Here is a 12,979-nt window from a genome sequence, read left to right on the forward strand (position 1 = left end):
GGGATTTTCATGAGCGGCGATAAATTAAGCCAAGAGCAAATTGATGCCCTGCTGAAGGCGGTAAATGAAGGCGAGGAAATGCCAGCTTTCGCACAAGAAGCAGGGAAGCAAGATAAATTTCAAGAGTATGATTTTAATAGACCGGAGAAGTTCGGTGTGGAACATTTACGTAGTTTGCAAGCGATTGCTTCTACGTTTGGTAAACAGACGTCACAGACGTTGTCAGCGCGTATGCGTATTCCAATTGACTTAGAGCCTTCGACAGTAGAGCAAGTTCCATTTACGAGTGAGTATGTGGAGAAAATGCCGAAAGATTACTATTTATATTGCGTCATTGACCTCGGACTTCCAGAGCTTGGAGAAATTGTTATTGAGATTGATTTAGCATTTGTTATTTACATTCATGAGTGCTGGCTCGGCGGAGATAGTAAGCGTAACTTTACGATGCGTAGACCACTGACGGCGTTCGAGTTTTTAACGCTTGATAATATTTTTGCGCTTCTATGCAAAAATTTAGAGCAATCATTTGAAAGTGTTGTAGAGATTAAACCGAAATTTGTAACGACAGAGACAGATCCGAATGCACTTAAGATTACGACAGCGAGTGATATCATTTCATTACTGAACGTAAATATGAAAACTGATTTTTGGAATACGACAGTTCGTATCGGTATTCCGTTCTTATCTGTTGAAGAAATTATGGATAAGTTAACGTCTGAAAATATTGTCGAACATTCTTCGGATAAGCGTAAAAAGTATACGTCTGAAGTAGAAGTGAAAGTAAATCAAGTGTTTAAACCTGTTCGCGTTGCGATTGGTGAACAGAAGATGACAATGGGTGACATTGAACAAATTGAAGAGGGAGATATTATTCCGCTTCATACGAAAGTTTCGGATGAATTGCTTGGTTATGTAGATGGAAAGCATAAATTTAATTGTTTTATTGGAAAAGATGGAACGCGTAAGGCGCTCTTATTTAAAAGTTTTGTAGAGTAGGAGGATCCATATGAAGCATGAAGTATCTCCTGTGTCATTAATGGGATTAGAAGAATTTGCAGGAAAGCGAAATGAGACAGGTAAAGCACATATTGATACTGTTTCGGATATTTCGATTGAACTTGGTGTAAAGCTTGGGAAGTCATCTATTACGCTCGGTGATGTGAAGCAATTAAAAGTGGGCGATGTTCTGGAAGTAGAGAAAAACTTAGGACATAAGGTAGATGTGTATTTAAGTAATATGAAAGTTGGCATTGGGGAAGCGATCGTAATGGACGAGAAGTTCGGTATTATCATTTCTGAAATTGAAGCTGACAAGAAGCAAGCTGCGCTTATGAAAGCGCAAAGTCAGATGCAAGATAAAGAGTAGAGGAGGAGTCATATGTCGTATATGACGACCTTATTTCAAGTCGTTTTACTGTTTGGTGCGCTCGGCTACGGTGCATACTATATGACGAAAAAGACGCGCAAACAGCAGTTTTTTAAACAAGGTGAAAATGGCCATATTCAAGTGAAAGACGGCGTGTATTTAAATCATCAAACGAGCGCCTTTTTATTTGAAGTGGATGGCAAGCAAGTGTTCACGGTTATTAGTAATAACGGTGTGCAGTCTGTGCAATTAACAGGAACAGGAAATCAGTTTCAACAAGCGCTAGAAGATGCGGTGAAGAGTGAAACGAAAAAAGTAGAGGATCCATCATGAGAATAAAGAAACAGTTATCATTATTAGCCATTATTTTCGTATTTTCTATCGTTTTTTCAATTATTTTTGTAAATCCAGCGTATGCGGCCCAAAACGGTTTTATTAATTTTGAAAATGGAAAAGAGTTTACGAGTAATTCAAGCGTTCAGCTATTTGCGCTCGTTACCCTTTTATCATTATCTTCTTCTATCGTTCTATTATTTACACATTTTACTTATTTTATGATCGTTCTTGGGATTACACGTCAAGGACTTGGGGTAATGAATTTACCACCGAACCAAGTGCTCGTTGGACTTGCATTATTTTTATCACTCTTTACGATGCAGCCTGTACTTGGGCAACTGAAGAGCGATGTGTGGGATCCGATGACGAAAGAGAAAATAACAGTAAGTCAAGCTGCGGAGACGACAGCTCCGATTATGAAAGAATATATGTCAAAGCATACGTATAAGCATGATTTAAAGATGATGCTGAAAGTGCGCGGTGAAGAGTTGCCGAAAGATTTGAAAGATCTTTCTTTATTTACGCTCGTACCATCCTTTACGTTAACGCAAATTCAAAAAGGATTGTTAACAGGGATGTTCATTTATTTAGCGTTTGTATTTATAGATTTGATTATTAGTACACTTTTAATGTACCTCGGAATGATGATGGTACCGCCGATGATTTTAAGTTTACCATTTAAAATACTCGTTTTCGTATATTTAGGTGGATATACAAAAATCGTCGACATTATGTTTAAAACGGTCGCCTGAAGCGTTTGATGCTATGTGATAGGAGTCATATAAATGAATACGTCACCAATTATAGATATTTTTCAAACCTTTTTTTATAAAGGGGTTATGATTTTAATGCCGGTTGCCGGTGTAAGTATGATTGTCGTTATTATCATCGCTGTCATTATGGCGATGATGCAAATTCAAGAGCAAACGCTGACGTTTTTACCGAAAATGGCGAGTATTGTACTCGTTATTATCATTTTAGGTCCGTGGATGTTTCAAGAGTTAACGACGCTTATTTTAGATTTATTTGATAAAATCCCATCGCTATTGCGTTCGTACTAAGATAGGTGGAATGAAATGAATATGGAATTATGGGCGGCGACGTTTTTTGCGTTTTGTCGCATTACTTCATTTTTATATTTTTTACCGTTTTTCTCAGGTCGATCCATTCCAGCAATGGCGAAAGTTACATTTGGACTTGCTCTTTCCATTACGGTGGCCGATCAAGTTGATGTCTCTCACATAAAGACAACTTGGGACGTAGCAGCTTATGCAGGTACGCAAATTGTAATTGGATTATCGCTTTCAAAAATTGTAGAAATGCTGTGGAACATTCCGAAAATGGCCGGGCATATTTTAGACTTTGATATCGGTTTATCACAAGCAAGTTTGTTTGATGTAAATGCAGGTTCACAGTCTACTTTACTATCAACCATTTTTGATATATTCTTTCTCATTATTTTTATTTCACTTGGCGGCATTAATTATTTCGTTGCCACGATTTTAAAGTCGTTTCAATATACAGAGGCGATTTCAAAATTGCTGACGACTAGTTTCCTAGATAGTCTACTCGCAACGTTATTATTTGCGATAACATCAGCGGTTGAAATTGCTCTTCCGCTTATGGGAAGTTTGTTCATCATTAACTTTGTTTTAATTTTAATCGCAAAAAACGCTCCGCAATTAAACGTTTTTATGAATGCGTATGTCATTAAAATCACATGTGGTATTTTGTTTATTGCGATGAGTGTACCAATGCTCGGTTATGTGTTTAAAAATATGACGGACGTATTGCTTGAGGAATATACGAAACTATTTAACTTTTTCTTAACGAAGTAGGGGGACGCGCATGGCAAAGGATAATAAAACAGAAAAGGCCACCCCGCAGAAGCGTAAGAAATCGCGTGAAGAAGGGAATATTGCCCGGAGTAAAGATTTAAATAATTTATTTTCCATACTTGTATTGGCAGTTGTCGTTTACTTTTTTGGAGATTGGTTAGGGTTTGAGATTGCAAACTCTGTAGCGGTACTGTTTGATCAAATTGGAAAAAATACAGATTCAACTGAGTATTTTTATTTAATGGGGATTTTATTACTAAAAGTATCAGCGCCAATATTAATACTCGTATACGCTTTTCATTTATTTAATTATATGATTCAAGTCGGTTTCTTATTTTCTTCTAAAGTCATTAAGCCGAAAGCGTCACGTATTAACCCCAAAAATTATTTTACGAGATTGTTTAGTCGTAAAAGTTTAGTAGATATTTTGAAATCACTATTTTATATGGGGTTAATTGGTTACGTCGCTTACGTTCTCTTTAAAAAGAATTTAGAGAAGATCGTGAGTATGATTGGATTTAACTGGACTGCGTCGCTTACTGAAATTATTAGGCAAATTAAATTTATCTTTTTAGCTATTTTAATTATATTAATCGTTCTTTCTATTATTGATTTTATTTATCAAAAATGGGAGTACGAACAAGATATTAAGATGAAAAAAGAAGAAGTAAAACAAGAGCATAAAGATAATGAAGGGGACCCGCAAGTAAAGGGAAAACGAAAAAACTTTATGCATGCCATCTTGCAAGGGACAATTGCGAAGAAAATGGATGGTGCAACGTTTATTGTAAACAATCCGACTCATATTTCAGTCGTACTTCGGTACAATAAACAAGTTGATTCGGCGCCAATTGTCGTTGCAAAAGGGGAAGATGAGCTCGCATTATATATACGAACGCTCGCCCGCGAACAAGAAATACCAATGGTGGAAAACCGTCCACTTGCTCGTTCTTTATATTATCAAGTCGAGGAAGATGAGACGATTCCAGAAGATTTATACGTAGCTGTAATTGAAGTTATGCGCTATTTAATTCAAACGAATGAACTTGAAGTATAATAGCGCGGTTGGAGGAGATCTCTTGTGTTTAAGATAGATTCTGCAAGAACCTATTTTTCTATCTTTTTAGCAGCGTCATTCGTAGTGGCGCTCTTAATTCCACTTCCACCATTTATACTTGATATCGTTATCGTTTTTTTACTAAGTATGTCAGTGCTTATTTATATGCGAGCAACAAGTATTAACGAGTGGGATGAATTAAAGTCATTTCCGACGATGCTGTTATTAATCGGGATTTTCCGTGTATCGATTAACGTATCGACGACGCGAGCGATTTTGACAGACGGAAATGCGGGGCATGTTATTGAAGAGTTTGGCCAGTTCGTAATTGGCGGGAACTTATTAATTGGTATCGTTATTTTCATAGTATTAATCATATTCCAGTTTATCGTTGCAAACGGTGCGTCTCGTACAGCTGAAGTTGCAGCTCGTTTTACACTTGATTCTTTACCCGGGAAACAAATGTCAATCGATGCGGATTTAAACCAGCGTATTATTACTGAAAAAGATGCACAGGCAAAACGAAAAAAGTTAAATATGGAAACAGAGTTTTACGGTGCGATGGATGGTGCCGGGAAGTTCATTAAAGGGGACGTTATTTTCGGGATCGTCATTTTATTCGTAAACATTATTTTCGGTTTAATTGTCGGCATGATGCAGCAGGGAATGAGTTTTGCTGATGCAGCTATTCACTATACACAGTTAACTGTCGGTGACGGAATCGTAAACCAAATCGGTTCGTTAATGCTTGCGATTTCAACTGGGATTATCGTAACGCGTGTATTTGATGGTTCATCTGATACAGTAACTGAAGGTATCTTTAAAGAGTTATTAGCGCATGAAGTTGTTGTATATGCGCTTGGTGGTTTATTTATTGCGATGGGTATTTTCACTCCGCTACCGTTTCTACCATTTGCTCTTGTTGGTGGAACAATTATTTTCTTAGGAATTCGTAATAAAAACCGAATAAAGAAAGAAAAAGAAGATGAGCTTCAAAAAGAAATAGAAATGATTCAAGGCGAAGATGAGCAACTGCAACAAGTGGAAGATTCATTCGGAGTATTTACAGATAAATATCCAATTATAGTAGAACTCGGTTTAGATTTAGCAGCACTTGTAAAGCAGAAGATTAACGGGGAAACAGCTCGTGATAAAGTTGTTCTTATGAGGAAGTCGATTATTACCGACCTTGGTATTAACGTTCCTGGCATTAACTTTAAAGATAATACGAGTTTTAGACCACGAGGACGTTACATTATTCGTATTAAAGGTGCGAAGGCAGCTGAAGGTGTTTTAAAATCAGGTTACTTATTAGCATTGAAAACACCGAATGTAATGGCCGATTTAGATGCAGAACCAGCGAAAGATCCGATTTTCGGTGAAGATGGATATTGGATTTTAGAGCATATGGTACAAGATGCACAAATGAAAGGCTATCAAGTATTAGAGCCACTTAGCATATTAATTACGCATTTAGATGTTGTCGTTAGACGTAATCTTCATGAGTTAATTCAGCGTCAACATGTAAAAGACTTAATTAACTCGCTTGAAAATGATAACGGCGTTTTATTAGAAGAGATTAAGAAGAAAGAAATCGACTTATCACTCGTTCAAAATGTTATTAAACAACTGTTAAAAGAGGGTATTTCTATTCGTGATTTACCAACTATTATCGAAGGTATTATTGACGGAAAAGAAATTTATCAAAATCATGTTGACGGTGTAACGTCGTTCGTCCGTGAATGTATTTCAAAAGTGATTTGTGAAAATGCAAAAAATCCTGACGGTAAAATTTATGCGGCGCTCTTCTCAGATTCAATAGAGTTAGATGCGGATGTTGTAAATAATTCATACCAAGGTTACTTATTAAACTGGGATTTAGATTTAGAAACACGTGTTGTTGAACAAGTACAGCGTGTCTTTAAACAAGCTCGTTTAATGGGAAGAGAACCAGTATTATTAACGCGTAGAAAAGATTTCAGATTTGCCATTGTAAGACTTCTTGAGCGTTATCAAGTAGAAGCGCAAGTACTTTGTATTAGCGAATTAGCACCGGAAATTGTTGTAGATCAAATTGCCTATATTGAATAGTAGGGGGTGAAGTAATGGAAAGTACAGAAAAGAAAGAAGCGTTAATGCGAATAAAAGCAGCTTCGAAAAATGAATTGTATCGAAAGTTATTTGACCAATATGGTACAGATTATTATTACGTTGTCGATGAAAGTGTAAAACGAAATATCCCGTTTTTTTGGAAAAAGAATTATGAAATGTTAGTTGCTTTTCCAGAGGATAAACAGGAAGAAGTGAATGAAGGCACAGCTCAATTTCATGAACAACTAATGGATGTTGTAAATGATTCTTCAGAACAAATTGTAAAGGCGAACGGAATTCAATCGGTACTGCACAATTTAGAAAACGTGACGACTTCTATGTCATATGCGGCGATGCAAACAGGAAATAGTGAAGAATGGACAAGAAAGAAAGAGAAACTATTAAAGCTGTTTGAAAAAGGTATCGTCGTTGTGAAACAGACGGAAGAAACGAAAGTAGCGAAAGTAACAAAAAAGCAAAAAACTGTGAAAAAAGTTGTTCCGGTCAAGAAAGAAGAAGTGGTTGTAAAAAAAGAAAACCAAGAATCTGTACCGTTTATTATTCAAAAAGTAATTCGTATGCTAGAGCAAAACGATGTAGAACAATATTTCATTCATGCATATGCTGAAAAGTTAAAAGTGAAGTTTGAGAATGCGACGATGATTACAGAAGAAGAAGTGATCGGCTATATATTGGAAGATATGAGATCCCATTTCAATACGGAAAACGTTTTTGAAAAAGAAGTGCAAACAATTGCATTAATCGGTCCAACTGGAGTTGGAAAAACGACGACACTTGCGAAAATGGCATGGCAGTTTCACGGTAAGAAAAAAACGGTCGGTTTTATTACGACAGATCATTCGCGCATTGGAACAGTACAGCAACTGCAAGATTACGTCAAGACAATTGGATTTGAAGTAATCGCTGTACGTGATGAAGCTGCAATGACAAGAGCACTTACGTATTTTAAAGAAGAAGCGCACGTCGATTATATTTTAATTGATACCGCCGGAAAAAATTATCGTGCGTCAGAAACAGTAGAAGAAATGATTGAAACGATGGGACAAGTAGAGCCAGATTACATTTGTTTAACGTTATCAGCTTCGATGAAAAGTAAAGACATGATTGAAATCATTACGAATTTTAAAGATATTCATATTGATGGTATCGTATTTACGAAATTTGATGAAACAGCAAGTAGTGGTGAATTATTGAAAATTCCAGCAGTATCATCGGCTCCAATTGTATTAATGACAGACGGACAAGACGTGAAGCAACATATACATATCGCTACAGCTGAACATTTAGCGAAACAAATGTTGCAAACATCATAGAAAAGAGGTGAAGGATAAGGCAACTGCCTTATTCAAACGAATATGAACGGTCTTTATATAGGTTCTATGGGTATGATGAATTACATGCAGCGCATTAATGTTCATTCGAATAACGTTGCAAATGCTCAAACGACAGGATTTAAAGCAGAAAATATGACTTCTAAAGTATTTGATGTACAAGACACATATCGCCGCGGAGATGGGGCTGTGACAAATATCGGTTCGACTGATTACGCTGTAGTACCAGCCGCAACGCATGTGAACTTAGTACAAGGAAATATACAAATGACAAATAGTGCTACAGATTTCTTTTTAGATGACGGTGCAAACGGTACTACATCATTTTTCGTTACATCTAAAAATGACGAAACGTTTTTAACGAGAGATGGTAGTTTTACAATAAATAGTGATCGTTACCTGCAAACATCATCTGGTGCGTATGTTATGGATGTAAATAATGAACGTATTCGTATTCCAGAAAATGTTGATTTCTTCGTATCTAATAATGGAGAAATTTATAGAGAAGTGAACGATGGAACTTTGCAAAAACCAGATATTAAGAGAATTGTAATTGCACAGTTGCAAACAAAAACAGTAGATGCAGAAGCAAATGCACGTCTAATGCAAAGAGAGAACAAAAGCTTTACACTAGCAGAAGGGAATATTGCTGATTTACCGAACGGAACAGGCTTAGTAAAAAACCATATGCTAGAAAATTCAAATGTAGATATGACGAAAGAGATGGCAGATCTTATGACGGATCAAAAAATGATTTCAGCGTCACAACGCGTTATGACTTCATTTGATAAAATTTATGAAAAAGAAGCAAATGAAATATTGAGATAGGAGACTTCCCATAGAGGAAGTCTTTTTTATATTGCTTTTATTACAGTTACATCATAAAATGATAATGATTATCAATATCATTTTATCTATTTTCATAAGAATGGAATTTCATCATGACAGTAATATTTGTTTAACTAAGTGAATTAAAAATAAGGGGATGGTGTGTATGTCTACAAAAAAACAACTTTGTATTGGATTATGTTTAATTTCTAGAAAGAAAGAAGATTGTATATTTGATCCGGGAATCAATGAGCAAGTAGAGCTAGCGAAACAAGCAGAAAAATCGAAGTTAGATTTTGTTTTTAAAGCCGATTATTTAGTGGCGCACCCAGATTTAATTGCTCGTAATAAGGGAAATGTCATTTTAGATCCGACGTTACTGTTTACGGCTATTGCATATGCAACAGAAAAAATTGGAGTCGTTACGACTGCGTCAACTTCGTTTTATCCACCATATATATTAGCGAGGCAATTACAATCTTTACACTGGATTAGTAACGGCCGAGTAGGGTGGAATATTGTTACATCCATTGACGGTGCTGAAAACTTTGGTGAGGAAGGGATGCCATCATCTGAGGAACGATACGCGAAAGCGGCAGAATGTACAGCGTTAGTAAGAAAACTTTGGGGAAGTCACCCTAATGAAGTATTGAAAGCACATAATCCTGATGTTATTAGAGAAATGGTAAAGCCAATTGAGCATAATGGTCAATACTTTAAGGTGAAAGGTCCACTTAATATTCCGCAACATATTTCAGGGGAAATGCCATTATTCCAAGCTGGCGCTTCAGAGTCAGGCCGGAATTTTGCTGCTTCTGTTGCTGATGCAATTTTTGCTGCAACGCCAGATGTAGAATCAGGAATGGAACTGCGTCAAGATTTAAGAAAAAGAGCAGAACAGCATGGTCGAAAGCAAGATGATATACGCGTATTACCTGGACTATATTTCTTTATCGGTGATACATATGAAGAAGCGTTAGAAATGCATAGGCAAGCTCATCAACATCTCACAAAAGAGAAGAGATATGCGTTACTTGAAATGGTTCTCGGACTAGACGCTAGAGGGATTCCGCTGGAAAGTAAGGTTACAGAAGAGATGCTGCCAAGTCGGGATCAAACGGTTCGCAGTAAAACACATGCCGAATTATTACGAAAGTTCATTATGAAAAATGAACCAACTGTTGAACAAATACTAGAACGACCAGAAGTTGTTGGCTCCGCACATTGGGTTGCAGTTGGTACACCGCAAGACGTTGCGAAGCAAATTATGGATAGATTTGAGGCCGGAGCGTTAGATGGATTTATTGCCATTCCAGGAGGACCTCCAAAGTCACTAAATCTATTTTTTAGTGAAGTCATTCCTTTATTTGTGAAGGTTGGTGTATTTAGAGAAGAATATACAGGTTCTACTTTGCGCGAACATTTAAGGGGAAATACATCAAAATCTTTGCAGTTAAAATAACAGGATATGTATAAAAAGCCTTTCATAAGAAGGCTTTTTATTTTCGGTATAAATTTCAGAATTATCAATTGACTTTACGGGTCTGTTTTTTTATATTAGTAGGTATACTAATAACTACTAATATACATACATCGTTTTGAGATGAGAGTTATATAGAATGTGAGGGGTTACCGATGGATGAAATTATAAAGGAATTACAAAAGTTGGGTTTTTCTCAGTACGAATGTAAAGCGTATATTGGACTACTAAAACATTCTCCAGTAACTGGGTATGAAGTGAGTAAACAAACAGGGGTACCTCGTTCGATGATTTATGAAGTACTCGGTAAATTGATGGATAAAGGAGCGGTGCATATTGTTCCGTCAGAACCGGTGAAATATGTACCAGTACCAGCTACGGAATTAATGAATCGAATGCGAAAAGACTTTGAGAAGTCCTTTGAGTTTTTAGATGAGAAATTAAATTGTTTAGAACAAGAGCGACAAATAGATGTAATTTCGCATATTCGCTCAAATGATCGTGTTGTAAAAGAAATATGCAATATAATTAATAGGGCGAAGGAAGAGTTATGGATTTCTGTATGGGAAGATCAAGTGCATGAAATTGAGCCATATCTTCATCAAAAGGAAGAGGAAGGTGTACATATATTTTCAATCTTATTTGGCGCTCCAAATACAAAAATAGGCGCGACGTTTCACCATAATTATATGACGCCCTACGTCGTTGAAAAGAGAATGGGTGGTCATTTAACTGTTATTGCGCGTGATGGAGAGGAAGTATTAATTGCGAACTTCTCAAATGATAGCACTTCATGGGCCGTTACAACGTATGACCCAGCACTAGTTCTCGTTGCTACAGAGTATGTGCGGCACGATATTATGGTCGAAGAAATTACGAAGGAGTTTGGAGCTGATAAGTTAGATACGTTGTGGCGTGAAAATATAGATTTAGTTCATGTCGTAACAGGAAAACGAACTTTAGAAGGAATGGAGGATGATAAGGATGAGTAAAGCTCAGGCACATGTAGCTTTGCAGAGCGATGATACATTTCAGCAAGGAGTAAAAGATTGTTTACCAACTGTATTTGGTTATTTGAGCATTGGTATAGCAGCTGGTGTAATTGCAAAAACAGCAGGTTTCTCCATCATTGAAATTGCATTTATGTCCACTTTAATTTATGCAGGTTCTGCCCAATTTATATTAGCTGGTATGTATGCAGCTGGTGCTCCTGCTTCAGCAATTATTTTCACCGTCTTTTTTGTTAATTTACGCCACCTTCTAATGAGTGCTGCACTTGCGCCGTACTTTACGAAACTTCCGCTATTAAAAAATGTAATTATCGGTTCTCAAATTACAGATGAAACGTTCGGCGTTGCAGTACAGCATGCAGCGCAAAAAGGATATGTAGGCGACAGGTGGATGATGGGCTTAAATGTAACAGCATATTTAAATTGGATTCTTGCTACTATTATCGGCGGGCTGTTTGGTGAGTGGATACCAGATCCACATACGTACGGGATGGATTATGCATTACCAGCAATGTTTATCGGATTATTTGTCCTTCAGCTCATAAGTAGTAAACCGAAACTAGCAATTCATCTTACTGTTGCAATTGTAGCGATTATGATCGCATACGTTTCACACTTATTTATGCCAGATAGTATAGCGGTTATTATCGCAACATTACTAGCTGCGACGATTGGAGTTGTGATTGAAAAATGGAAATGAGATTGGACGTACTATTACTTTTACTAGCAGCAGGAGCTGTCACACTCGTGCCACGTATTTTACCTCTACTCGTATTTAGCAAACTACAAATTCCAGACTGGGGTTTAAAATGGTTAAATTACATACCAATTGCGATATTAGCAGCACTTTTAGCCCAAGTATTATTTATGCATGAGACGATGCAGTGGGATTACTTGATCGCAGCAATTCCAACATTTCTTGTAGCGATATATACTCGTAGTTTGTTAGGTACAGTATTAACAGGAGTGATTGTGATTATTTTGTTACGTTTCTTTTTCTAAAAAGGATTACGCTCATATAATAGCGAAAAGTGTAATAACATGAAAAATATAGGGGTGGTGTTATGATACTTTTAACGATAGGAGCAATTTTGTTAACGTTGTTTATTTTCTTTATTATCGGCTTCATTACGTTTATGATGTTTGTTGATAGAGCGACACCTCAAATTTATTATACACCTTGTGAATCAGTGACAATGAAAGCTAAAGGTAAACATAAAAGGAAGAAAAGTTGAAAGTTTGCTTTTCTTCCTTTTTCTATTACATCCCCGAAAGAACTAACAACAATAAACCAAATAGCAAACTAATAAAGGAAAGAAAACCAATACATATTGAGAACACACGATTGTTTCTCCATTCGTGCCAAAAAACGATACATCCTAAAATACAAAGGAAAAACCAAATGGGTAAGAATATGAACTCGCTAACTACCTCGGGAAGTAAACCATAAAAAGATGTTAAATATAAGATCCAATTTGCAAAAAATAAAATGGAAACGATAATAGATTGTAAGTAGGGACGTTTTGAAAACTCCCCCTTTTTTACGGTTACAAAAATAATAGTTAGCGCTGAGAAAAAGGCAATGAATATGAAAATAAGTAAGAGTAATGTAAGCGTCATT

16 protein-coding genes are annotated in these 12,979 nt (G+C 36.5%); 15 read left to right on the forward strand and 1 reads right to left on the reverse strand.

Translation table 11 applies throughout. The annotated features are described in order from the left end of the window. Positions 1-9: 9 nt before the first annotated feature. The 15 genes from fliM (at position 10) to JDS82_RS04785 (ending at position 12,593) form a co-directional block, all read left to right on the forward strand. Complete coding sequence (gene fliM / locus JDS82_RS04715; protein WP_199712772.1) at positions 10-996, forward strand: flagellar motor switch protein FliM; 987 nt, start codon at positions 10-12, stop codon at positions 994-996. A 10-nt stretch (positions 997-1,006) separates the two neighbouring features. Further along, entirely contained in the window at positions 1,007-1,366 is a 360-nt protein-coding gene (gene fliN / locus JDS82_RS04720) for a flagellar motor switch protein FliN (protein ID WP_000680026.1), read from the forward strand. Between the two features lie 12 nt (positions 1,367-1,378). Further along, the gene (locus JDS82_RS04725; RefSeq protein WP_000121176.1) at positions 1,379-1,699 is read left to right on the forward strand and encodes a hypothetical protein; all 321 of its coding nucleotides are present in this window, start codon (positions 1,379-1,381) and stop codon (positions 1,697-1,699) included. Continuing rightward, positions 1,696-2,454, forward strand: a complete 759-nt coding sequence (locus JDS82_RS04730) for a flagellar type III secretion system pore protein FliP (RefSeq protein WP_001220577.1) — start codon at positions 1,696-1,698, stop codon at positions 2,452-2,454. Before JDS82_RS04725 ends, JDS82_RS04730 begins: the two co-directional genes overlap by 4 nt. A gap of 33 nt (positions 2,455-2,487) precedes the next feature. Beyond that, positions 2,488-2,763, forward strand: coding sequence for a flagellar biosynthetic protein FliQ (locus tag JDS82_RS04735; RefSeq protein ID WP_001098085.1), 276 nt, complete (start codon positions 2,488-2,490; stop codon positions 2,761-2,763). A gap of 15 nt (positions 2,764-2,778) precedes the next feature. After that, on the forward strand, positions 2,779-3,540 hold the full coding sequence (locus JDS82_RS04740) for a flagellar biosynthetic protein FliR (RefSeq protein WP_001055694.1): 762 nt from the start codon (positions 2,779-2,781) through the stop codon (positions 3,538-3,540). A 10-nt stretch (positions 3,541-3,550) separates the two neighbouring features. Beyond that, complete coding sequence (gene flhB / locus JDS82_RS04745; protein WP_001030093.1) at positions 3,551-4,597, forward strand: flagellar type III secretion system protein FlhB; 1,047 nt, start codon at positions 3,551-3,553, stop codon at positions 4,595-4,597. 24 nt (positions 4,598-4,621) lie between these two features. Beyond that, complete coding sequence (gene flhA / locus JDS82_RS04750; RefSeq protein ID WP_048566845.1) at positions 4,622-6,688, forward strand: flagellar biosynthesis protein FlhA; 2,067 nt, start codon at positions 4,622-4,624, stop codon at positions 6,686-6,688. Positions 6,689-6,702: 14 nt separating this feature from the next. After that, positions 6,703-8,022 (forward strand): flagellar biosynthesis GTPase FlhF, encoded by a 1,320-nt coding sequence (gene flhF, locus JDS82_RS04755; RefSeq protein WP_000446201.1) that lies wholly within the window; start codon positions 6,703-6,705, stop codon positions 8,020-8,022. A gap of 42 nt (positions 8,023-8,064) precedes the next feature. Further along, positions 8,065-8,868, forward strand: coding sequence for a flagellar basal-body rod protein FlgG (locus JDS82_RS04760; RefSeq protein WP_199712775.1), 804 nt, complete (start codon positions 8,065-8,067; stop codon positions 8,866-8,868). 166 nt (positions 8,869-9,034) lie between these two features. Beyond that, complete coding sequence (locus JDS82_RS04765; protein ID WP_098057671.1) at positions 9,035-10,330, forward strand: NtaA/DmoA family FMN-dependent monooxygenase; 1,296 nt, start codon at positions 9,035-9,037, stop codon at positions 10,328-10,330. A 173-nt stretch (positions 10,331-10,503) separates the two neighbouring features. Further along, positions 10,504-11,340, forward strand: coding sequence for a TrmB family transcriptional regulator (locus JDS82_RS04770; protein WP_199712779.1), 837 nt, complete (start codon positions 10,504-10,506; stop codon positions 11,338-11,340). Beyond that, entirely contained in the window at positions 11,333-12,058 is a 726-nt protein-coding gene (locus JDS82_RS04775; RefSeq protein ID WP_000030495.1) for an AzlC family ABC transporter permease, read from the forward strand. Before JDS82_RS04770 ends, JDS82_RS04775 begins: the two co-directional genes overlap by 8 nt. Beyond that, positions 12,049-12,360 (forward strand): AzlD domain-containing protein, encoded by a 312-nt coding sequence (locus JDS82_RS04780; protein WP_000425942.1) that lies wholly within the window; start codon positions 12,049-12,051, stop codon positions 12,358-12,360. The genes JDS82_RS04775 and JDS82_RS04780 overlap by 10 nt, the downstream gene beginning before the upstream one ends. 62 nt (positions 12,361-12,422) lie before the next feature. Next, positions 12,423-12,593: a DUF3951 domain-containing protein gene (locus JDS82_RS04785; RefSeq protein ID WP_000602238.1), complete on the forward strand. Its 171-nt coding sequence runs from the start codon at positions 12,423-12,425 to the stop codon at positions 12,591-12,593. A 25-nt stretch (positions 12,594-12,618) separates the two neighbouring features. On the opposite strand, the gene JDS82_RS04790 is transcribed toward JDS82_RS04785, so the two are convergent. After that, positions 12,619-12,978: a hypothetical protein gene (locus JDS82_RS04790; RefSeq protein ID WP_199712781.1), complete on the reverse strand. Its 360-nt coding sequence runs from the start codon at positions 12,976-12,978 to the stop codon at positions 12,619-12,621. Between the last annotated feature and the right edge of the window lies 1 nt (position 12,979).

This window comes from Bacillus cereus group sp. N14, from assembly GCF_016483555.1.
GTDB classification, from domain to species: domain Bacteria; phylum Bacillota; class Bacilli; order Bacillales; family Bacillaceae_G; genus Bacillus_A; species Bacillus_A wiedmannii.